This is a genomic window from Citrobacter sp. B72 (genome assembly GCF_016894305.1).
GTDB classification, from domain to species: Bacteria; Pseudomonadota; Gammaproteobacteria; order Enterobacterales; family Enterobacteriaceae; genus Citrobacter; species Citrobacter portucalensis.
The window spans coordinates 4,591,025-4,613,080 of record NZ_CP069801.1 but is presented as its reverse complement, the minus strand read 5'-3'; the positions used below and the strand labels follow the sequence as shown (position 1 = coordinate 4,613,080).

Annotated in this window: 18 protein-coding genes; 10 read left to right on the top strand and 8 right to left on the bottom strand. The window is 50.4% G+C overall.

The features are described from left to right. Positions 1–289: 289 nt before the first annotated feature. Positions 290–1,600 (top strand): glutamate/aspartate:proton symporter GltP, encoded by a 1,311-nt coding sequence (gene gltP / locus JQN59_RS22110; protein ID WP_020996087.1) that lies wholly within the window; start codon positions 290–292, stop codon positions 1,598–1,600. A 78-nt stretch (positions 1,601–1,678) separates the two neighbouring features. Here gltP and yjcO read toward each other — a convergent pair whose 3' ends face one another. Continuing rightward, positions 1,679–2,362, bottom strand: a complete 684-nt coding sequence (gene yjcO / locus JQN59_RS22105; protein WP_048215118.1) for a Sel1 family TPR-like repeat protein YjcO — start codon at positions 2,360–2,362, stop codon at positions 1,679–1,681. A 91-nt stretch (positions 2,363–2,453) separates the two neighbouring features. After that, entirely contained in the window at positions 2,454–4,601 is a 2,148-nt protein-coding gene (gene fdhF / locus JQN59_RS22100; protein ID WP_149607432.1) for a formate dehydrogenase subunit alpha, read from the bottom strand. Positions 4,602–4,889: 288 nt separating this feature from the next. Here fdhF and JQN59_RS22095 point away from each other — a divergent pair, with 288 nt between their 5' ends. Next, a complete protein-coding gene (locus JQN59_RS22095) occupies positions 4,890–5,621 on the top strand; it encodes a response regulator transcription factor (protein ID WP_008786942.1) in 732 nt (243 codons plus the stop codon). Positions 5,622–5,708: 87 nt separating this feature from the next. Here JQN59_RS22095 and JQN59_RS22090 read toward each other — a convergent pair whose 3' ends face one another. Genes JQN59_RS22090 through JQN59_RS22080 form a run of 3 tightly spaced genes read right to left on the bottom strand, consistent with a single transcriptional unit; the run spans position 5,709 to position 8,268 of the window. Further along, entirely contained in the window at positions 5,709–6,713 is a 1,005-nt protein-coding gene (locus JQN59_RS22090; protein WP_100247236.1) for a carbohydrate kinase family protein, read from the bottom strand. Continuing rightward, positions 6,710–7,570, bottom strand: a complete 861-nt coding sequence (locus tag JQN59_RS22085; protein ID WP_003826670.1) for a ketose 1,6-bisphosphate aldolase — start codon at positions 7,568–7,570, stop codon at positions 6,710–6,712. Before JQN59_RS22085 ends, JQN59_RS22090 begins: the two co-directional genes overlap by 4 nt. 14 nt (positions 7,571–7,584) lie before the next feature. Next, complete coding sequence (locus JQN59_RS22080; RefSeq protein ID WP_008786945.1) at positions 7,585–8,268, bottom strand: D-lyxose/D-mannose isomerase; 684 nt, start codon at positions 8,266–8,268, stop codon at positions 7,585–7,587. 514 nt (positions 8,269–8,782) lie between these two features. Between JQN59_RS22080 and JQN59_RS22075 the strand changes: the two genes are divergently transcribed. From JQN59_RS22075 to JQN59_RS22040, 8 genes are read left to right on the top strand one after another with little or no spacing between them, the layout of a single operon-like run. Next, positions 8,783–11,356, top strand: a complete 2,574-nt coding sequence (locus JQN59_RS22075; protein WP_248281681.1) for a type VI secretion system Vgr family protein — start codon at positions 8,783–8,785, stop codon at positions 11,354–11,356. After that, positions 11,349–13,445: a T6SS effector phospholipase Tle3 domain-containing protein gene (locus JQN59_RS22070; protein ID WP_149607430.1), complete on the top strand. Its 2,097-nt coding sequence runs from the start codon at positions 11,349–11,351 to the stop codon at positions 13,443–13,445. The genes JQN59_RS22075 and JQN59_RS22070 overlap by 8 nt, the downstream gene beginning before the upstream one ends. A 9-nt stretch (positions 13,446–13,454) precedes the next feature. Further along, a complete protein-coding gene (locus tag JQN59_RS22065; RefSeq protein ID WP_149607429.1) occupies positions 13,455–14,234 on the top strand; it encodes a T6SS immunity protein Tli3 family protein in 780 nt (259 codons plus the stop codon). 46 nt (positions 14,235–14,280) lie between these two features. Further along, complete coding sequence (locus JQN59_RS22060; RefSeq protein WP_149607428.1) at positions 14,281–15,060, top strand: T6SS immunity protein Tli3 family protein; 780 nt, start codon at positions 14,281–14,283, stop codon at positions 15,058–15,060. Positions 15,061–15,106: 46 nt separating this feature from the next. After that, positions 15,107–15,886 (top strand): T6SS immunity protein Tli3 family protein, encoded by a 780-nt coding sequence (locus tag JQN59_RS22055; protein WP_204528149.1) that lies wholly within the window; start codon positions 15,107–15,109, stop codon positions 15,884–15,886. A 46-nt stretch (positions 15,887–15,932) separates the two neighbouring features. Further along, positions 15,933–16,706 carry a T6SS immunity protein Tli3 family protein gene (locus JQN59_RS22050; RefSeq protein ID WP_149608176.1) on the top strand — a complete coding sequence of 258 codons (774 nt, stop codon included), beginning with the start codon at positions 15,933–15,935 and terminating at the stop codon, positions 16,704–16,706. Position 16,707: 1 nt separating this feature from the next. Beyond that, positions 16,708–16,968 (top strand): PAAR domain-containing protein, encoded by a 261-nt coding sequence (locus tag JQN59_RS22045; protein ID WP_003826683.1) that lies wholly within the window; start codon positions 16,708–16,710, stop codon positions 16,966–16,968. Further along, positions 16,965–18,371, top strand: a complete 1,407-nt coding sequence (locus tag JQN59_RS22040) for a hypothetical protein (RefSeq protein ID WP_149608177.1) — start codon at positions 16,965–16,967, stop codon at positions 18,369–18,371. Before JQN59_RS22045 ends, JQN59_RS22040 begins: the two co-directional genes overlap by 4 nt. A gap of 73 nt (positions 18,372–18,444) precedes the next feature. Here the strand turns inward: JQN59_RS22040 and JQN59_RS22035 are convergent, their stop codons facing one another. From JQN59_RS22035 to JQN59_RS22025, 3 genes are all read right to left on the bottom strand, one after another. Next, positions 18,445–19,386, bottom strand: a complete 942-nt coding sequence (locus tag JQN59_RS22035; protein WP_003826688.1) for an ABC transporter substrate-binding protein — start codon at positions 19,384–19,386, stop codon at positions 18,445–18,447. 88 nt (positions 19,387–19,474) lie between these two features. After that, entirely contained in the window at positions 19,475–20,470 is a 996-nt protein-coding gene (locus JQN59_RS22030) for an ABC transporter permease subunit (RefSeq protein ID WP_008786947.1), read from the bottom strand. Further along, positions 20,463–21,986: a sugar ABC transporter ATP-binding protein gene (locus JQN59_RS22025; RefSeq protein WP_003844755.1), complete on the bottom strand. Its 1,524-nt coding sequence runs from the start codon at positions 21,984–21,986 to the stop codon at positions 20,463–20,465. The genes JQN59_RS22030 and JQN59_RS22025 overlap by 8 nt, the downstream gene beginning before the upstream one ends. Positions 21,987–22,056: the final 70 nt, after the last annotated feature.

Below are 22,056 nucleotides of genomic sequence, written 5' to 3'. Positions count from 1 at the left end.
ACAAATGGGCGAAAAAAACTCACACCATGACTTCTTCATTTTTGAACATATTAAAATTCTTTTATAACAAAAAGTTATTCATCAATACCGCGATAAAATTGCATTTTTATGCATAAAATCAGCCAAAAGCCCTGTTCTTAGAGGGTTGCGCGGAATGCCATGCAGATGATAATGATAATAAGCGTTAAAAAACTCCATAAACGAACGCAACACAATTCATACCCTTTCAGTATGTACTATTCCCACGCACCGCATGTGGAATAGCGCTCCATCGAGGAAGTCCGTTGTTATGAAAAATTTGAAAGTCAGCCTGGCATGGCAGATTCTAATCGCCATGGTGCTGGGCATTCTGCTAGGGAGTTACCTGCATTACCATAGCGACAGCCGTGAATGGCTGGTTGTAAACCTGCTGTCACCGGCGGGCGATATCTTTATCCATCTGATCAAAATGATCGTTGTGCCCATTGTCATCTCTACGCTGGTTGTCGGTATTGCCGGAGTCGGTGATGCAAAACAGCTGGGCCGCATTGGCGCCAAAACTATTCTCTATTTCGAAGTGATCACCACCGTGGCGATTATCCTTGGGATCACGCTGGCTAATGTGTTCCAGCCGGGTTCCGGGATTGATATGTCGCAACTGGCGACCGTGGATATTTCGAAATATCAAAGCACGACTGCAGAAGTACAGAGCCACGCGCATGGTTTGATGGGGACAATTTTGTCACTGGTGCCGACCAATATCGTCGCCTCAATGGCAAAAGGCGATATGCTGCCGATTATCTTCTTCTCGGTGCTGTTCGGTTTAGGCTTGTCTTCCCTGCCGGCAACTCACCGCGAGCCGCTGGTTACCGTGTTCCGCTCTATTTCCGAAACCATGTTTAAAGTGACCCACATGGTTATGCGCTATGCGCCAGTCGGCGTTTTCGCGCTGATTGCCGTTACCGTCGCGAACTTCGGTTTTGCCTCTCTGTGGCCGCTGGCGAAGCTGGTGCTGTTGGTGCACTTTGCCATCCTGTTCTTCGCGCTGGTGGTGCTGGGGATTGTCGCGCGTATCTGCGGTTTGAGCATCTGGATCCTGATCCGCATTCTGAAAGACGAGTTGATTCTGGCTTACTCTACCGCCAGCTCCGAGAGCGTACTGCCGCGTATTATCGAGAAGATGGAAGCCTATGGCGCGCCAGCTTCAATCACCAGCTTTGTGGTGCCGACCGGCTACTCATTCAACCTTGATGGTTCAACGCTGTACCAGAGTATTGCTGCGATCTTTATTGCACAGCTGTACGGTATCGACCTGTCGCTGTGGCAGGAAATCGTGCTGGTGTTGACGTTGATGGTGACCTCGAAAGGGATTGCGGGCGTGCCGGGCGTATCATTCGTGGTGCTGCTGGCAACGCTGGGCAGCGTGGGGATCCCGCTGGAAGGCCTGGCGTTTATTGCTGGTGTTGACCGTATCCTCGACATGGCGCGTACCGCGCTGAACGTGGTGGGTAACGCACTGGCGGTGCTGGTTATCTCCAAGTGGGAGCACAAATTTGACCGCAAAAAAGCGCTGGCCTATGAGCGCGAAGTATTAGGTAAATTTGATAAAACCGCCTTGTAGGCCAGATAAGGCAACGCCGCCATCCGGCAACCTGCTCCGGGTTGCCTGATGGCGCTACGCTTATCAGGCCTACAACGACTACCCGTTGGTTAACTTTTCAAACTCTTCGCAGCCGGTATCGAATCCTTCCGTACAGCTCAGATTCAGCCAGTGCAATGCCTTCTGTTTATTCTTCACGATAAAACCCTGCTCACCGTTTAAGAACATCATCCCGGCCCAGTATTCGGAATAACCGGTGCGGGAGATGGCTGAGCTACGTTTGAAATACCACGTCGCTTTCTCATCGTCTGCGGGAATACCCACGCCGTTGGCGTAAATCAGCCCAAGCAGCATTTGCGCGTCGACGGCGGAGTCGTTTTCCAGGTCCTCGGAGGCGTTTTGCAGCAAGGTAATGGCTTTGGGGTAATCGGTGTGTCCAGCCTGAGTGTTGACCAGAATACGCGCCAGCGTAATTTCCCCGGTTTTACTGCCTGCCTGGGTCGCTTTTTCCGCCAGCGTTTTGGCCTGGGGGTAATCCAGACTGACCGGATTGGTAATCTTAATCTGTGCCAGCAATGCGTAAGCATCGGCATCACCATTGTCGGCGGCTTTTTGCGCCCAATATTCCGCTTTACCCAAATCGCCTGAGCTAAACCAGGTATCAGCGAGGAAATATTGTGCACGTCGGTCCCCGGACTCGGCGGCTTTCAAAAACTGACTACCGGGCTCTTCGGCATGGACAAAGCATGTCATTAACACCATCAAGGCGAAAAGTCGTTTCATCTTATATTTAGATTTAGTGTAGGGAATGAACAGTATAGAGAGATTATGTGCATAAAAAAACGGCCTCCGAATGGAGGCCGTCAGGGGAAGCTTAACCCATCGCGCTTTCGCGCAGGCTGGCTTTCAGCTTGGTGTACTCATCAATGACATACTGCTCGGCAGCGCGCTGATCGGCAATGCGTTCAACGTTTACAGCACAGTACTTGTACTCCGGCGTTTTGGTAATCGGACTTAAGTTCTCGGTTACCAGTTCATTACATGCACCAATCCACCACTGGTAGGTCATGTAAATCGCGCCTTTGTTTGGACGATCGCTGACTGCCGCACGGGTAATGACCCGGCCTTTACGCGAGTTCACCCACACCAGCTCTTCATCCTGGATGCCCAGGCGTTCTGCGTCGGCGGTGTTGATCTGGGCATAGCCCGGTTCATCCGCCAGCGCGGCCAACGCCGCACAGTTACCGGTCATCGAACGGCAAGAGTAGTGGCCGACTTCACGCACTGTAGACAGTACCATCGGGTACTCCTCAGTGAGTTTGTCGATTGGCGCTACCCAGTCGCAGGTGAAGAACTGCGCCAGGCCGTTCGGGGTGTCGAACTTCTCTTTGAAGAGATAAGACGTACCCTGGTCGGCTTCTGAGGTCTCGCGGCAAGGCCACTGGATATAACCCAGTTCGCCCATTTTCTCGTAAGTGGCACCATAGAAATCCGGGCACAGATGACGCAACTCGTCCCAGATTTCCTGGGTGTTGTTGTAGTGCATCGGATAGCCCATACGGGTGGCGATTTCACTGATAATCTGCCAGTCCGTTTTCAGATCCCACTTCGGCTCAACGGCTTTAAAGAAGCGCTGGAAGCCACGGTCAGCTGCGGAGAATACGCCTTCATGCTCACCCCATGACGTAGACGGTAAAATAACGTCTGCGGCAGCGGCAGTTTTGGTCATGAAGATATCCTGCACGATAACCAGTTCCAGATCCTCAAAGCCTTTGCGCACTGCGGAGAGTTCAGCATCGGTTTGTAATGGATCTTCACCCATGATGTACGCCGCGCGGACTTCGCCATGCGCTGCACGGTGCGGCAGTTCGCTGATGCGATAACCGGTATGAGCAGGCAGACTTTCCACGCCCCAGGCTTTAGCGAACTTCTCGCGGTTAGCCGGATCTTTCACATACTGATAGCCCGGATAGGTATCCGGCAGCGCGCCCATGTCACATGCGCCCTGAACGTTGTTCTGCCCACGAACCGGGTTAACGCCCACGCTCGGCTTACCGAGGTTGCCGGTCAGCATTGCGAGGCTGGTCAGTGAACGCACGGTTTCCACGCCCTGATAGAACTGGGTAACACCCATGCCCCACAGGATTGCCGCGCTTTTCGCCGTGGCATACATACGTGCAGCCTGACGAATATCCTGCGCGCTAACGCCCGTGATATCTTCGACAGACTCCGGCGTATAGCCTTCGACGATCTTGCTGTACTCTTCGAATCCTTCCGTACGGGAGGCGACGAACGCCTGGTCGTACAGTTTTTCTTCGATGATGACATGCCCCATGGCGTTGAGCAGCGCGATGTTCGAGCCGTTTTTCAACGCGATGTGCATGTCGGCAATACGCGCGGTTTCAATTTTGCGCGGATCGCAGACGATGATTTTCGCCCCGTTACGTTTAGCATTAATCACGTGATTCGCCACGATCGGGTGGGAATCCGCCGGGTTATACCCGAAGATGAACACTAAATCCGTGTTATCAATTTCATTGATAGCATTACTCATTGCGCCGTTACCGACCGATTGGTGCAGACCTGCAACCGATGGGCCGTGTCAGACGCGAGCGCAGCAGTCAACGTTATTGGTACCAATAACGGCGCGCGCGAATTTTTGCATTACATAGTTGGTTTCGTTACCTGTACCGCGAGATGAACCGGTCGTCTGAATAGCGTCCGGGCCGTACTTCGCTTTGATGGCGCTCAGGCGATCGGCGACGTAATTCAGCGCTTCATCCCAGGAAACAGATTCCAGTTTGCCGCCACGCTGGCGACGGATCATAGGGGTTTTCAGACGAGGGGTCAGGATCTGGGTATCATTGATAAAATCCCAGCCATAGTAGCCCTTCAGACACAGGGTACCCTGGTTGGTTTTCCCCTGCGCCGCTTCAGCCCGGACGATTTTGCCGTTATCGACCACCAGGTTGATTTTGCAACCTGATGCGCAATATGGGCAAACCGTGACGACTTTTTTCATCGGTCTCGCTCCAGTTAATCAAATCGCGCATACGCGCTTGTCGTTTTTGTTATGCATCTTTTATGCCATGTTTTTATCAGGGGCATTAGTCGATATTACGGGCGAATTTTGCGCAAAACCCTGACGAAAAACAGGCTGTCGTCATATTTGACGTGACGAATCTCCAATACGTGACGCCCCGGCAGTGTGACCGAGGTTATGTTTCCCGCACATCCTTGTGCCTTATCGCTGTCACTCTGTGCAGAATCAATCACACTCATTTAAGTTGGCCAGAAATGGGGAAAAACAATGAAGCCAGCCATACTGGTTGTGGATGATGACATCGCTGTCTGCACGCTTTTACAGGATGTGCTGAGCGAACACGTCTTTACGGTGACCGCCTGTCACACCGGGCAGGAGGCGCTGCGCTGCATTGAGACTCAGCCGGATATCGCTCTGGTATTACTGGATATGATGTTGCCCGATATTAACGGTCTGATGGTGCTACAACAGGTGCAGAAGATGAGGCCCGGATTACCGGTAGTCATGCTGACGGGCTTAGGCAGCGAGTCGGATGTGGTTGTCGGGCTGGAAATGGGGGCTGACGACTATATCGGTAAGCCGTTCAATGCGCGGGTGCTGGTGGCGCGGGTAAAGGCGGTGCTCAGACGCGTTGGCGTGTTAACGGCAGAAAGCGGCGGCCCACAGACCACGGGGCTTTCTTTTAATGGCTGGCATCTCGATACCGCCGGTTGCCAGTTACATAATCCCCAGCAGTTGAAGGTGGAGTTGACGCAAGGGGAATACAGCCTGCTGTTGGCGCTGGCCCAAAATGCCCGGCGGGTGCTGAGCCGGGAACAACTGCTGGAGCTGACGCGCAGCGACAGCGTTGAGGTGTTTGACCGCACTATTGACGTGTTAATCATGCGGCTGCGGCGAAAAATAGAGAACAACCCGCACCAGCCAATGTTGATCAAAACCCTGCGCGGGCTGGGTTATGTGTTTGCCGCCGACGTGCAACATCACGATAAGGCGGCGTGAACGTGTGCAGTTGCCGGATGCGGCGTAAACGCCTTATCCGGCCTACAAAAGCGATAACAACTCCGTAGGCCTGATAAGCGTAGCGCATCAGGCGTCAGCCATTTCTGCTTTCAACTCTGCCAGCGTCTTCGCGCCATCTATCGCATTCGCGCACAGCAAGCTTGCCCGCGCACAGGCGTGTGCCAACCTGACGCTGTCCGTCAGCGACCAGCGCTCATGACAGCCATACAAAAATCCAGCGCAAAACGCATCTCCCGCCCCGACGCTGCCAACGATCTCCTCCTGCGCCAGGTACTGCGACGGGATCCAGACGCCCGGCAGATCCGGCGCTTCACCCCAGGCACCTTCCGGACAGTGGATCACCACCCGCTGGCGTACACCTGCATCCAATAATTCGCGTGCGGCGGTGGCGATGTGCGCAATATGCAGTTCGCCGTTGGGCTGGCGGATCTCCAGCCCGCTGAACTCCCCGGCTTCCAGCTCGTTAATCACCAGATAGTCTAGATGGCGCAGGGCTGGCATCACCAGCGGTTGATAGCGCGGGTCGCCCTTGCGTGAGACCAGATCCAGCGACGTTTCAAAGCCGTTGTCGCGCATTTGCGCCAGCAGCCGTGCGCTACGCGTCCCGAACTCCTCATCCGGCATGTCCAGACTGTCGAGCAGCAGCAGATATCCCAGATGGAAGATTTTCATCGAGGTATCCAGTTGCTCAAACGCAGGCAGATCGAGTAGCCGATTGGCACCGGGCGAGTGGAAAAAGGTGCGCTGACCGCTGGGATCGGTCATCACCTGCGACATCGACGTGGGGGCGAATGTGGTGCGCTGCACGTGTTGGCGATTAACGTGATACTGCTCCAGCATCGCCATGATGTAGTCGCCGTCGCTGTCCTGACCGATTAACCCCACCGCCTGCAACGGCAGCCCAGTGTGCATTTTTGCCAGCGTCAGCAGCACATTAAGCGGCGCACCGCCCGTGGCGCGTTCGCTACGGGTGATTTCCGCCAGCCAGCCACGTTCCGGCCACTGCACAATTTGATGCACGTGATCGACCAGCATGTTGCCTGCGGCGATAACGCCTTTGCGTTCCATCAGACCCGTCCCGCGCTGCCAAAAATGCGCATCTGTTCCGAAACGGTATCGGTAATGGCCTCTTCAATGCCGAGCAGCAGTTCGGCGAATTCGTCGTACAGCGGCTGGCGATTCGCCATCCGTGTTTCTACCGCCGACAGCGCCGCCTGCGACATGCCGGTATAGAAGTTGATTTTGTGAATGCCGAGTTCAATCGCGCGCTTGAAATCGTCGTCGCTGATGCCGGAGCCGCCGTGCAGTACCAGCGGGATTGCCGCCTGCTGGCGAATGGCGTCCAGACGCGGGAAGTCGAGCAGCGGTTCGCCTTTGTATTTGCCGTGGGCATTGCCAATGGCGACCGCCAGCGCGTCAATCCCGGTTCTGTCGACGAAATCACGCGCCATCATTGGGTCGGTAAACAGCGACTCGTCGGCATGACCGTACAGCGCGCCGCCCTCATCACCGCCCACCGCACCCAGTTCGGCTTCCACCGACACGCCGACGGCATGGCACATTTTCACCACTTCGCGGGTCTGGCGGATATTTTCTTCATACTCCAGCGTGGAGCCATCGAACATCACTGAACTGAACCCTAAGCGTAGTGCCCGAACTACCGACTCAAAGTGCAGGCCGTGGTCAAGGTTTAGCACCACCGGAATGTCATGCCGCGCGGCTTCGAACTTGACCGCCTCGACCAGAGAATCCAGCGAGATATATTTAAAATGTACTTCGGCGATATTGATGATAAACGGCGAACGTTCCTGCTTTGCCGCGGCAAACAGCGCGCGCAGGAAGTGTGAATCCAGAACATTAAATGCCCCTAAGGCATAGCGATGCTCACGGGCATGTGCAAGGCCATCAGCGAGAGATATCAACGGCATAATGCGCTCCTTGGTTAGCGGAACAGGCGATATTCGTTACACAGCACCAGCTGCGCCGGCTCGTCTTCTTCAATGTCGTTATAGCGGGCGATCGGTTGCAGAAAGTGGTTATCGTGGTCGTCGTCATTAACAGAAGAAACCTCGCCGACCAACACGTCGCCAAAACCTTCTTCCGCCCAGAAGCTGTGATACAGGCCCGGCGGCAGGCAGATGCTTTCACCCGGCGTCAGGCGTAACTGACTGCCCGCTGCATGGGTTTGCCGACAGCCGTCAATCACTACGCTCACGTCGGTCTCCTCCGTTTGTTCCCGGATCCCCGCATTCCACAGTTCCACAATTAAATTGCCGCCGCCGCGATTGATAATGTCTTCGCGTTTGCGCCAGTGAAAATGCATCGGCGTGACCTGCGCATCGCGAACATGCATGATTTTCTCGGCGTAGCATTTCTCGTAAGGCATTCCTTTCGGCGAGCCATTACGCAGAGTGAACAGCGTTAACCCTTGCGCGGCGAAATTGTTGCCGCCAAATGCGGTGACATCCCAACCGAGCTTAAGGTCGAACACTTCGCTCCAGGCTGTGGCATCAAGCTTGCGCCATTGGGTCGGGGGGAAGCTGGCAAAAGGGGGGAGATGCACGTCGTGCTGAGAGAAAAACTGGCGCGTGTGGCCAAGGATCTCGTTTATTGCGGAGCGTTTCATTGATTCTCCTGTGGCTGATAAGATGACCTTTATGCGGCCCTCTCTCAAAGGGAGAGGGAGAAAACCAAAATCTTTCCTTAGGAACACATGGGCATAATCCAGTTACCTCTCCCCTCACAGCAGAATAGGGAATAGTTATATTTTATTGTGTTTTTTTATGGGAGGATGTGATTTATTCAATAAAAAAATAAATAAAAAGAATGCTTCTATAAATTTTATTGTAAATCATTGGGTTAATGTTTTGTTTTTTTAGTTCCCTCTCAGTTTTTGGAACCATTTGGATGTGACTGCTTGATCGTTGCCTCACGGTGAAAAACGAATGCGGCGTTATATAAATCGTTTTGTTAAAAAATTATTTCATTGAATCTAAAATCGCGTCAGTTAATCGTTTATTTATATGTCGTAATTATATTACGTGTTTGACTAATAATAATTAATTTACTTTCCAGATTTTTTCAGTAAAAAAACAACCTTTTTTTATTATTGTTGATATGCTGACTGGACTTTATTTCTTATGTATTACTTTCTTTTTGCAAGGGATGCGATAATGAAAAAGGGTTCGGGTTTCTATAATCTTGAAGGTATAGTTTCAGAGGAGAGTATCAATAAGTATTTATTCTCCGTAAGGGGCGAGAGTAAGTTAGGGTTGCTGGATGTTGAAACAATTGAAGGTCATGAAAAGTTAAGTAAACCATACAGTTATAAAATTACATTCACATCAAAACAAAAAAGCATCCCTCCTGACTCACTTCTTAACATTGAAGGCTCGCTGAAAATCAGAGCACCTAATCATAGCTGGAATAAATATATTCAAGGTTCTGAGATGTGGCTATATGAACGGCAAATTGAAGGCGTCATTACGTCATTTTCGCTTATTAGTACATCAGCGGATGAATCACTGTATGAAATCAGGCTGGAGCATAAGCTGGCATTACTCTCACGACGCAAGCGTTCGGCTATTTACCTGAACATAAATGTGCCGAAACTGGTCACGCAGATCCTCAAAGAACATGCTTTTGCCGATTATGAAATCGACTTTGATAATCTTGTTTGTATCTATCCCAACCGGGAAATGATCGTCCAGTGGGAGGAGTCGGATTTAGCGTTTATCAGCCGCATCCTGTCAGAAGTTGGGATCTGGTTCAGGATCGCAAATCATCATGCTGTTTCGCACATTATGGTGGTTATCTTCAGTGATTCACAATGCCAGTACATTTTTGATCAAAAGATTATGCACTCATCCCACGCTGGGCTGACATCAAATGATTATTCGATCGATAAGCTGGTATCAAAGCACAATGTTGTCTCGGCAGACGTTAGGGCGAAGAACTTTGATTACAGGCTGGCAAACTCGCTGATGCTAAATGCTGACGCCGATGTGTCTGCGGAAAGGGCTACGACATATGGCACAGAGTATCGCTATGCGGATATCCATCATCAGCCGGGATCGCAATTTGCCGAGGTGCAGCCAGGTGAATCCAGCTGGTTCTATGCCAAACTGCATCACGAAATTATTCTTAATAATCAGTCCATTTTAAACGGTGTGACCACCAGTCCGTCGATCGTGCCGGGGATGGTGCTGGAAATCGACGGTACCATTCCACATGCTTTCGACTCTGGATTTGTGGTAACGGCAATGCGGGTGACGGGGAGGCGAGATGCAGCGCTCCAGTCCCGGCTTATCGGTATTCCCTACAACCAGAACGTTTGTTTTCGACCTCAGCCGCTACCCCGGCCACGTATTGCGGGTACTGTTCCCGCGATCGTTTCATCATCAATAGACAATGACAAATATGCTCATATCGATGTGCAGGGTCGATATTGGGTGAAGTTTGATTTTGACCTCGACCAGCACAGGCAAGGTTATGAAAGCATGCCCGTTCGTCTGGCGCGGGTTTATGCCGGCGATACTTATGGTCATCACTTTCCGCTCATCCAGGGCACAGAGGTTGCCATTGCGTTTGAAGGCGGCGATCCGGAAAGACCTTTCATTGCGCATGCCCTGCATCATGCTCCAAAGCCAGACCCCGTCACCAGCCGCAACAATACCCGCAACGTCATCCGTACTGCGGGTCTGAATAAGCTGCGAATGGAGGATCGGCGCGGGCAGGAACACGTCAAACTGAGTACCGAGTACGGCAAAACGCAATTGAACATGGGCCATCTGGTTGATGCTGGCGGTAAACCGCGCGGCGAAGGCGCAGAACTGCGCACCGATGACCGCGCGGTCCTGAGGGCGGCAAAGGGGATATTACTCACGACCGAGGCGCAGCCAAAAGCCCAGGGCAAGCAGCTTGATATGAGCGCAGTGGTTCAGCAGCTTCAGGACGCGCTTACGCTGGCAACGTCACTTCAGCAAAGCGCGCTGACGGCGCAGGCGTTAAATGTCGAATTGGGGCCGCAGCAGCAGCTTAACGCTGCGCTTGAACAGCTTACCCGTTCGGGACTGGTGGCCTACGCCGATCACGGTATGGCCCTGCTGACACCACAAACGATGGCATTATCAGCAGACAAAGATTTGTCGCTAAACGCCGCCAGCAACGGCAGTTTTAACGTCTTTAAAAAACTCTCAATGGCCGTTGGACAGGGCCTGTCACTTTTCAGCAGAGCTATCGGAATCAAAATCATCGCCGCAAAAGATGATATTTCCGTCCAGGCGCAGCGCGGCGAAATGGGCCTGCTTTCTGATAAGCATTTTCATATTCAGAGTATGAACGGCAACGTAACCATCAGCGCCAGGAAGAATATCCAGCTTTTGTGCGGTGGTGGCGGTATCAGAATAAATGAAGACGGCTCTGTAAAAATATTCTCTCCCGCAAAAGTGCAGTTGAAAGGCACCTCTCTTGACTGGAGCGGACCGGAGTCGGCGAAAGATAAAACCCCTGTCTTTCAGGAGGAGCAGTTTCATCGCCGCATTAAATTACATGGCTCTGGCAACCCAGACGATGTTCTGAAGAATACAAAATTCAGACTGACTAAGGCATCAGGCGAAACCATTGAAGGCGTCACTGACGATGAAGGAATGACGCCGTTATTGGATATGACTGAAATGGACGAAATGAAAATGGAGATTTTGCCAAATGAGTAACAGTCCCTTTAATCCACGGGTGGTGGCGACAGGTGTACAGGGCGTGCCTAAATCAACGGGCGGAAAAATGGCTGTCTGCGACGTGCCCGTTAAGTATTCCATGCCCTGCATTGTGATCCTTGTGCACGGCGTCAACGATGTGGGCGAGGCCTATCAGAATCAGGAGCAGGGTATTATCGCTGGCCTGAATGAACGTATGGGCCGCACGGATATGTATCCGCATGAATGGCAGCAGTACAAAATGGATATGGGCGATGGCGAGCAGCAGAATGTAAAAATGCCCGGACGCAGCCCGGTAATTCCATTTTATTGGGGATATAAACCCGTCGATCATGCGACGTATATAGAAGACCAGCGGCGTTATCGCGAAGAACGGGCTAAATCAGGAGACGCCGCAAAACTGCCTTACAACGCCTATCAGGAAGATGACAACACAAAGCTGGAAAAGCTGGGGCATATTCCCCAAACCACCTTGAAATATCAGAATGATAATTTCGGCAACGTGCTGGACGATGTGTATGCCAAAGGCGGGGGTACCTTTGCCAATGCGACAACCACTATTCCGGATATGTTAGGCCCTGGCTCCGGTGGTCCAGCGAACGCTACGGCAGGATTTGCTTCATTTCATCTGAATGGTGGGGATTTTACGCACCCTATTTATGATAACCCGCACCGTATTTATCAGTTTTTTGCCGCGCAGCGGCTGGCTGATTTAATCCTGATGATTCGAAATAATAAACCTACTGAAAACGACCCCATTAATATCATTGCGCACTCCCAGGGAACGATAATTACCATGCTGGCCAATATGCTGGTAAAAGCAACTGGTGCCGATCCCGCCGATTGCGTGATTCTCAACCATTCTCCCTACGCACTGGAAAAAACGGCTGCTGAAGGTATGACGCCCGGACACCACCAGACGGATCGCGCCCGGCAGCAGACGTTCCGCAATTTCTGCCAGTTGATGGCGACCAACGCCAGATATGGAAAAGGGGAATATCACACGCAAACCGAGATCGATGAATTAGAAGGCGCGCTGTGCCTGAGTAAAACCAATTCTCAATGGCGCAAGAATAAACTTTATACCCGTAATAACTTTGGCAAGGTATATAACTATTTTTGCCCCAATGACAGTGTAGTTTCATTACTTAACGTCCAGGGATTGGGCTGGCGGGGAGTCCCCCATAACATTGCCAGCGGCATAGATAATCTGCGCCAGAGGGTTTTCTGTGAAAATGGTCCGGAAATAGGCGGCAGCCCACTGAGCGTGCCTTTTGAAATGCCGGCGTTAAAAAAAGGTTGTTTTGATCAGGATACGCTGGCGACCAGACAATATACATTTGCGGATGTTGTTGTGAATGGTGAGCAGCTCCCCGTCACCTTCAGACACCAGTTACAGGGCGCGGGAAGTCAGTATAAATATTCGATAGCGCCGGGTTCACCCGATCAGGACATCTCATTTTCTGCAAAAGCCACGGTTATTGCGCGCACTGAAACCGACACCAGAACGCTGAGCGGGGCCGGTTTTGATTCTTTACAGCCGGGCCAGGAATTAACGCCAACTGAACTTGCGATGTTCTCCAAAAAATATGGTAAGCCTTATACCAAAGGCGTTGTTCTGGGCGGGGGATACAATAAGACCGTTCAGTTGATTTATGAAAAAACGCCGGATGAGCTGCAAAAAGAATGGCTGCAATCAGAGCGGATTGGTTACAGCCAGCATTCCTCTATTGTTATGTCGAGAGATGCCCCCGCGAAAGCGATGGCCTTCGATCTGGCGGTGGGAATATGCAGGGCATTTGATCACCGCTGTGGAGAATTCTGGACCGAGCTACTCCTGCGCGGAGACTGGCGTATGAAGCGTAATGGTTTTCAGGAAGCTATTGATTATTATAGTACTGGAAAGTTGAACGAAGACCATACTAAAAATTTCATGAATAGGCCAGATGATATTTTACCAACAGGAGCGTTTGGCGTGGTTAACGAATATTGCCATTCAACAACGGTTAAACCTGCCAGACATAATGAAATATATAATACCGAGACACCCAATCTGCAATGGGATATGCCAAAACCGCTTAATGTTTAAGGATGAATTATGAATAAGGGAAGTGCGTTAAAAATAATAATCGGAACTATTTCGCTATGTGCTATCGCTGGCTGTACGAAAAAAACACCCTCACAGATTATTTATCGCTATGATGATAACCGATATCTGGAATTAAAAGGCTATAATTGTGAGGGAGCGCTTTGGTATCATGATATCAGGCGGAATATACATAAAGAATTAGTAAATGGCATTTATTCAACGTATCGGATATTTTCCGGAGTATATATTCATTCGTCAGATAAGTATATTCTGATACCGCGATGGGAGCCAGGTGCATACACAATATCTAAAGACTATGGACAAACGTGGCAGGTCGCAACGTATATGTCCCCATCTCAGGGGCAAGAGAAAAATTCTGATGGGAATATGGTAGATAGACCTGAAGGAAAAGAAATAAAAAGAGTGGTGGTAGTTAATAATCAGGCATTTATTACCACGGCGAAGGGGCATTTATATCTGAGCTCATACCCTTTTGACGACCCGCGTCTGGCGCCGGGTGGTCCAGGTATAGACTATCAATACTTTGATGACACCTATTATCTCTACAGACCTGGCAGGCATAAATCCGGTGGCGAGTATGTGAACGGCCATATAAGACCTGAATCTCCAGGTGATGCCTGGGGAACGGTGGTATTTATGAAAGCATCTTTAGCCCATTTAACGGAAGGTTATAAGGCCAACTATCAAAACCTGCCGGACAAAGAGCCGGAGGTGGTGGGCTATAAGGGCTGGACCCGGATGCACTGCGATATGGATGCAGGGAAATAATCTGCAATGGGATATGCCTAAGCCGCTTAATGTTTAAGGATGAATTATGAATAAGGGAAGTGCGTTAAAAATAATAATCGGAACTATTTCGCTATGTGCTATCTCTGGCTGTACAAAAAAAACACCCTCACAGGTTATTTATCGTTATGACGATAATCGTTATCTGGAGTTAAAAGGTTATAATTGTGAGGGCGCACTTTGGTATCACGATGGTAAAAAAAATATTCACAAAGAGTTAATTGATGGAAGATTTGCTTCCTTCAGGATTTTCTCGGGAACCTATATTCACCCTTCTGATAAATATATACTCATCCCAAACTGGGAGCCGACTGCTTATCTGATATCTAAAGATTACGGACAAACGTGGCAGGTGGCAACATATATGGCCTCTTTCCCGTCGCTGGAGAGGAACTCAGACGGCATTATGCGTGACAGACCTGAAGGAAAAGAAATAAAAAGAGTGGTGGTAGTTAATAATCAGGCATTTATTACCACTGCACAGGGGCATTTATATCTGAGTTCATATCCTTTTGACGACCCGCGTCTGGCGCCGGGTGGACCGGGTATAGATTATCAATACTTTGATGACACCTATTATCTCTACAGGCCAGGCAAGCATAAATCCGGTGGCCAGTATGTGAATGCCCACATCAGACCTGAATCTCCAGGGTATGCATGGGGTATGGTTATTTTTATGAAAAAAGGACTGGATAATCTTGTTGAGTCAGAAAAAGCGAATTATCAAAACCTGCCGGACAAAGAGCCGGAGGTGGTGGGCTATAAGGGCTGGACCCGGATGCACTGCGATATGGATGCAGGGAAATAATCTGCAATGGGATATGCCAAAACCGCTTAACGTTTAAGGATGAATTATGAAGCCAGGAATTACGATAAGAGTATTAATCGGCGCAGTTTCACTATTCGCTATCACTGCCTGTACAAAAAAAATACCAACTCAAGTTATTTATCGTTATGACGATAACCGGTATCTTGAACTAAAGGGCTTCGATTGCGAAGGTGCACTTTGGTATCATGATACCAGAAGGAATATACATAAGGAATTAGTAAATGGCGTTTATTCAACGTATCAGATCTTTTCCGGAGTATATATTCATCCATCAGATAAGTATATTCTGATACCGCGATGGGAGCCTGGGGCATATAAAATATCTAAAGATTACGGACAAACGTGGCAGGTCGCAACGTATATGTCCCCATCTCAGGGGCAAGAGAAAAATTCTGATGGGAATATGGTAGATAGACCTGAAGGAAAAGAAATAAAAAGAGTGGTGGTAGTTAATAATCAGGCATTTATTACCACGGCGAAGGGGCATTTATATCTGAGCTCATACCCTTTTGACGACCCGCGTCTGGCGCCGGGTGGTCCAGGTATAGACTATCAATACTTTGATGACACCTATTATCTCTACAGGCCAGGCAAGCATAAATCCGGTGGCAAGTATGTGAATGCCCACATCAGACCTGAATCTCCAGGGTATGCGTGGGGTATGGTTATTTTTATGAAAAAAGGACTGGATAATCTTGTTGAGTCAGAAAAAGCGAATTATCAAAACCTGCCGGACAAAGAGCCGGAGGTGGTGGGCTATAAGGGCTGGACCCGGATGCACTGCGATATGGATGCAGGGAAATAATCTGCAATGGGATATGCCAAAACCGCTTAACGTTTAAGGATAAATTATGAATAAGGGAAGTGCGTTAAAAATAATAATCGGAACTATTTCGCTATGTGCTATCGCTGCCTGTACAAAAAAAACACCCTCACAGGTAATTTACCGGTTTGATGATAATCGCTACCTGGAGTTGATCGGTTATGATTGTGAAGGATATGTTGTTTACCATGACATAAAAAGAAAGATCCACAAATCAATTTATGGCAATCCAATCTATAGGGTATTCTCGGGTGAGTTTATCCATCCCTCAGAACAGTACATACTTGTGCCTGAGTGGGAGCCAGGGGCATATAAAATATCTAAAGATTACGGACAAACGTGGCAGGTCGCAAAATATATGGCTCCTTTCCCGGCGCTGGAGAGAAACTCAGATGGTATTATGCGCGACTATCCTGAAGGAAAAGAAATAAAAAGAGTAGTGGTGGTTAATAATCAGGCATTTATTACCACTGCACAGGGGCATTTGTATATGAGCTCATACCCTTTTGACGACACGCGTCTGGCGCCGGGTGGTCCGGGTATAGATTATCAATACTTTGATGACACCTATTATCTCTACAGGCCAGGCAAGCATAAATCCGGTGGCGAGTATGTGAACGGCCATATGAGACCTGAATCGCCAGGGCGCGCCTGGGGAACGGTGGTGTTTATGAAAGCATCTTTAGCCCATTTAACGGAAGGTTATAAGGCCAACTATCAAAACCTGCCGGACAAAGAACCGGAGGTGGTGGGCTATAAGGGCTGGACCCGGATGCACTGCGATATGGATACAGGGAAATAATATGAAAGGTGTAATCAGGCTAAACGATCCGCTGGAAAATGGCGGATATGTCAATAAAGCTTCTGGTAGCAAGTTTATGGGAATTCCTGTCGCTTTACAGGGGGATACTGTGGTTTGTATTCTGCACAAAGGTACCTTCCCAATACTTGATTTTGAGCCAACCTGGACAATGGACGGCAAAGGCGTCGTTGTGGATGGCTGTAGGGCCGCATGTGGTTGTGCAATTAAAACCACACTGCCAACGGCGGGGACAAGCAAATGAGGAAATGGAAGATACCAAGCAAGAATCCCTATGAAGAACCAGAAAAATTCCCGCTTAATATTATGCTGATCATTAGCTGTGCTATCTTTCTGTTTTTTATAACGTACAATATATTCAGCTGGTTGCAGGACAAGAAAGTTCCTGATGATCTGATATGGAATGCAATAGGTATCCCGTCGCTAATAGTGTTAGCAATCTGGTGTGTGGTGGTAATCACTTACGGTGTTATATCTTTTCCATGTTACTATGCGGGTTATCTTGAGAAGTATGGTATGAACCAGTGGAAAAACTGGGCAATACGGGCATTGCCTCTTTTAGACTATTCATCCATTCTCCCGGTGCCTGAACTGGCATTAAAAATTCAGAAACTAGAGGGTGAAGCGCCAGCAGGTTCTGCAACGCCGTTACGCATTGATATTGAAGTTGACTCAATGGATGACACCAGAGTTGATAAAGTACTAAGGCAGTTGATAGAGCCCCTCAAATGTTCTCTTGTCAGGGATTATCGGCCTTTTACTACCTGGCTGTACGTTAAGGGAGCGGATGACACTATCGGCAATAGTTTCAAGGCGGTGCTGGCAAGTCTGAGCATCCCCAACGATAAGGTCGGAAAAATTAATATTCTTCACAAATGCCCTGATTATTTTTTAATAAATGACTGGGTTGATTTAAATATCTCTGAAAATAACCTGGTTATTACCGTTGAATTGCATGATGAAAATAATTCTGATTTTTTTGAAAGTGCTAATGCATTCATTTTTACCAATACACAACTGATTAAAGATAAAGACACACCTTTATATTTATTACGCATGATGGACAGTATCCCTTACTATCTTGATGAAATCGTAAGTACATATCTTTCTGCACAGCAAGTTGATGTTAGTAAAATTAAAAAACTATGGTTCAACTCACTGGATAAGCAGTCAAAGTTCGTATTATTTAGTGGGATAGAAAACGCAAAAACGAGCATTTTGGCCGATAGTCGATATGAACTGGAGGCCGTTACTGGGCGAAGCACAGAGGTTCAGCGCTGGGTTGTATTAGCGTTGGCTGCGGATGCTGCAAAATATGGTCAAGGCCATCAGTTATTCGCCAGTGCATCCGCAGATACTATTCAATCCGGCATACTAGCTGCTAAATATCCAGGATCTTGTCCGGCACTTGATAAGCTGGATTTCCATGATTATTGGAGAGTCATAAAATTGTGCGCAATTATTTTATGGTGTATGGGATTTGTAAGTCTCGTACCACTGGAACTGTTCCAAAGTCACCCCTGGTATACGTTTACACCTTTAGCTATTGGTATTCCGGTAATTTACACGGCGGTTATGATTTTTTCTTTTATACTGAGTCATAATATAGAAGAGGAAATGGATATTTATTACTCTCAGTTTTTATGAGGTAAGCGCCCTGACGGGCGCTTTTGCTTCTTTGACTCTCTTTATGCAAGGAGAGCATCAGTCGGTTCAGGATTTATTTAACCGTCCAACCCTTATAACTGCCGACGTTGTTTTTATCGATCATCGTCACCGGGATTAGCACGGGTTCTTTCGGAGCGGGTTTCCCCTGCAATATGTCATAGCCGATTTCGACCGCTTTGGCAGCCATCACCTGCGGATCTTGCGCCGGAGTCGCCACAAATAGTGAGTTTTCGCGCTTAAGCGCTTCTTCACCGTCCGGGGATCCATCTACGCCGACAATAAAGAATTCGCTACGCTGCGCCTGTTTTGCCGCCAGATCGGCACCGATCGCCGTCGGATCGTTAATGGCGAATACGCCGTCGATCTTCGGATTCGCCGCCAGCAACGCGGTCATGATCTCCAGCCCGCCTTCGCGACTGCCTTTGGCGTTTTGGTTATGCGACAGCACCTTGATGTCCGGGTGGCGTTTGAACTCAGTCTGGCAGCCTTCCACGCGGTTCTGGACGGCGGAAACCGGCGGCCCGTTGATGATGACGACGTTGCCTTTGCCTTTCAGGCGGTCGGTAATGTATTTACAGGCCATTTCACCTGCCTGGGTGTTATCGGAGGTAATGGTCGCGTCTGCGCCTTCCGCCGCCACGTCAACGGCAACCACCACGATCCCGGCGTCTTTCGCGCGTTTTACCGCCGGGCCGATGCCTTTGGAGTCGGCGGCGTTAAGGATAATCATGTCGACTTTTGCGGCAATAAAGTTGTCGATTTGCGACACTTGTTGCCCCAAATCGTAACCGCTGGAAACCAGCGTTACTTTAACGCTATCACCTGCCAGCTTGCGTGCTTCCAGCTCCGCGCCTTTGGTGATCTGCACGAAGAACGGGTTGGCCAGATCGCCTACCGTAACGCCGATCGATTTCAGTTCCTTTGCCTGCACAAACGGAGCTGCAGCAAGCAGGGCGCCAGCACAGAGCGCGGTTACTAATGGCTTCAAACGCATACTCGTTTCCTCACGTAGGGTATTGTTGTTATACGCCTGATGGCGCTGCGCTTATCAGGCCTACGAATGAGCAGGCCAGTAAGCTTGTCTATGCACTTTGATGGTGTCGGGTACGGTATTTGTCGATCAGCACCGCTATGATGATCACCGCCCCTTTGATCACCAGTTGCCAGAAATAGGAGACGCCCATCAGCGTCATGCCGTTATTGAGCGTGGCGATTATCAACGCCCCCACCAGCGTGCCGGTGATGGTGCCGATCCCGCCAACAAAGCTGGTGCCGCCGAGGATCACCGCCGCGATGGCGTCCAGCTCGTAACCCATACCTAAGTTGCCGTTGGCGCTATACAGCCGCGAGGCGCTCATCACCCCGCCAAGACCTGAGAGCAAACCGCTCATGCCGTAGACGAACAGCAGCACCAGCCACACTTTGATCCCGGTTAAACGTGCGGCCTGCATATTGCCGCCGACCGCGTAGATATGAACGCCGAGCGTGGTGCGGCGCAGAATGAACCAGCACACCACCACCACCGCCAGCGCAATGACCACCAGCCACGGAACCGGGCCGAGATAGTTGTTACCGATCCACTCAAAGCTGATATTGGAGTTAATCACCGTTGTACCGTCGGCCAGCAGATAGGCCGCACCGCGCAGCGCCGTATAGGTTCCAAGCGTGACGATAAACGGCGGTAGTCCGGCAAAAGCGACCAGCGCGCCGTTAAACAGCCCCAGCACCAGACCGAGCATCAGCGCCGCCGGAATCGACAGCATGGCAAGCTCAGGAATAAGAGAAACGACCATGGCTGCGACAGCGGTGGTACCGAGAATCGAGCCAACCGAGAGGTCGATCCCGCCGGTCAAAATAATGAAGGTCATGCCAGCCGCCAGCACGATGTTGATTGAGGCCTGACGGGTAATATTCAGCAGGTTGCTTTCGGTAAAAAAGTTAGGCGCGATAAAGCCAAATACCGCCACAATCAGGATGAGAATCGGTAAGATACCGACCGTTTGCATCAGATCGCTCATCAGCATTTTTTTTGCGGAGGCGGATTTCGCCACCTGCTGGGGAGTGGTTGGATTATTCATGGGGCACCGCCTGATGGTGGGAGTCGTTCACGCCGGTTGCCAGCGTCATAATATTTTCCTGGGTAATACTTTGTCCGTTCAGCTCGCCGGCAATACTGCCTTCCCGCATGACATAAACGCGATCGCTCATACCGACGACTTCCGGCAGCTCGCTGGAGATCATCAGGATCGCTACGCCTTTGCGCGCCATATCGTTCATGATCCGGTAGATCTCGCTTTTGGCACCGACGTCCACGCCGCGCGTGGGTTCATCGAGGATCAAAATACGTGGGCCGATCGCGACCCAGCGTGAAATCAGCAGTTTTTGCTGATTTCCGCCGGACAGCCCGCCCGCGCGTACCTGTGCGTGCGGCACGCGGATGTTGAGCAGCTTGATGGCGTCATCGGAAATAGCCTGCGCCTTTTTGCGATCGAGCATGCCCCAGTTGGCGTCACGCTCCAGAGTCGCCATGGTGATGTTTTCTGCCGCTGCCAGCTCTAAAAATAATCCCTGTTCTTTGCGGTTTTCCGTCAGAAAGCCAATGCCGTGGTCAATCGCCTCGCGCGGGGAGTGGATCACTACCGGTTCACCGTCTACTTCAATCATGCCGCCGATGGCTTTACGCACGCCAAAAATAAGCTGAGCCAGTTCAGAACGCCCGGCACCGACTAGCCCGGCCAGGCCGACGATCTCCCCGGAGCGCACCAGCAAGCTGCACGGCTGGACTTTATGGCCGTCGGTCAGGTGATGAACATTGAGGCGTGCTTTACCTAAGGGAATGTCGCGCTCTTTGTTGAACAGATCGCTCAACGGACGGCCCACCATCATGCGTACCAGCTCCGAGGCGTTGAGCTTGTCGCGGGTCAGGCTGCCAACATATTGCCCGTCACGCAGGACGCTGACGCGGTCCGAGAGTTCGTACACTTCCGCCATGCGGTGGCTGATGTAGATAATCGCCATCCCCTCATCGCGCAGGCGCATGATCAGTTCAAACAGGCGGTGGGTTTCACGTGAGGAGAGGGCGGCGGTGGGTTCATCCATTACCAGAATGCGGCTGTTACGGTGCAGGGCGCGGGCAATTTCCACCTGCTGCTGTTCGGCGATGGTCAACGTCATCACACGGTCGCTAGCCTTAAACTGGGCGCCGAGTCGGTCGATGACTTTCTGCGACTGCATGACCATCTCTTTACGCTGGACCAGCCCGCCGCGCGACAGCTCGCTGCCAAGAAAGATATTTTCCGCTACCGTCAGGTTCGGCGCGAGCTGCATCTCCTGATAAATCAGCGTGATGCCTGCGCTAAGCGCATCTTTAGGACCGCGAATATGGAACGGCTGACCGTCAATCAGGATCTCACCGCTGGTGGCGGTATAGGCGCCCGCGAGGATCTTCATCAGGGTGCTCTTCCCCGCGCCATTCTCGCCCATCAGGGCATGAATCTCGCCCGGCCAGACCGTTAAATCGACCCCTTTCAGCGCGTAAAATTTGCCAAACGCTTTAGCAATGTTGCGCATCTCCAGAACTGGTGTCCTGCTCATGGCGGATCTCCTGTGGGGTGGCCGATATCAGCAGTCCATCACAGGAATGTAAATGCAAAATGTCAGAAGC

What these genes read in the sequence shown, in the direction of transcription:
- gltP (WP_020996087.1), top strand. Translation starts at nt 290, where the DNA reads ATGAAAAATTTGAAAGTCAGCCTGGCATGGCAGATTCTAATCGCCATG.
- yjcO (WP_048215118.1), bottom strand. Translation starts at nt 2,362, where the DNA reads ATGAAACGACTTTTCGCCTTGATGGTGTTAATGACATGCTTTGTCCAT.
- JQN59_RS22095 (WP_008786942.1), top strand. Translation starts at nt 4,890, where the DNA reads ATGAAGCCAGCCATACTGGTTGTGGATGATGACATCGCTGTCTGCACG.
- JQN59_RS22085 (WP_003826670.1), bottom strand. Translation starts at nt 7,570, where the DNA reads ATGCCGTTGATATCTCTCGCTGATGGCCTTGCACATGCCCGTGAGCAT.
- JQN59_RS22080 (WP_008786945.1), bottom strand. Translation starts at nt 8,268, where the DNA reads ATGAAACGCTCCGCAATAAACGAGATCCTTGGCCACACGCGCCAGTTT.
- JQN59_RS22075 (WP_248281681.1), top strand. Translation starts at nt 8,783, where the DNA reads ATGTATTACTTTCTTTTTGCAAGGGATGCGATAATGAAAAAGGGTTCG.
- JQN59_RS22070 (WP_149607430.1), top strand. Translation starts at nt 11,349, where the DNA reads ATGAGTAACAGTCCCTTTAATCCACGGGTGGTGGCGACAGGTGTACAG.
- JQN59_RS22065 (WP_149607429.1), top strand. Translation starts at nt 13,455, where the DNA reads ATGAATAAGGGAAGTGCGTTAAAAATAATAATCGGAACTATTTCGCTA.
- JQN59_RS22060 (WP_149607428.1), top strand. Translation starts at nt 14,281, where the DNA reads ATGAATAAGGGAAGTGCGTTAAAAATAATAATCGGAACTATTTCGCTA.
- JQN59_RS22055 (WP_204528149.1), top strand. Translation starts at nt 15,107, where the DNA reads ATGAAGCCAGGAATTACGATAAGAGTATTAATCGGCGCAGTTTCACTA.
- JQN59_RS22050 (WP_149608176.1), top strand. Translation starts at nt 15,933, where the DNA reads ATGAATAAGGGAAGTGCGTTAAAAATAATAATCGGAACTATTTCGCTA.
- JQN59_RS22045 (WP_003826683.1), top strand. Translation starts at nt 16,708, where the DNA reads ATGAAAGGTGTAATCAGGCTAAACGATCCGCTGGAAAATGGCGGATAT.
- JQN59_RS22040 (WP_149608177.1), top strand. Translation starts at nt 16,965, where the DNA reads ATGAGGAAATGGAAGATACCAAGCAAGAATCCCTATGAAGAACCAGAA.
- JQN59_RS22035 (WP_003826688.1), bottom strand. Translation starts at nt 19,386, where the DNA reads ATGCGTTTGAAGCCATTAGTAACCGCGCTCTGTGCTGGCGCCCTGCTT.
- JQN59_RS22030 (WP_008786947.1), bottom strand. Translation starts at nt 20,470, where the DNA reads ATGAATAATCCAACCACTCCCCAGCAGGTGGCGAAATCCGCCTCCGCA.
- JQN59_RS22025 (WP_003844755.1), bottom strand. Translation starts at nt 21,986, where the DNA reads ATGAGCAGGACACCAGTTCTGGAGATGCGCAACATTGCTAAAGCGTTT.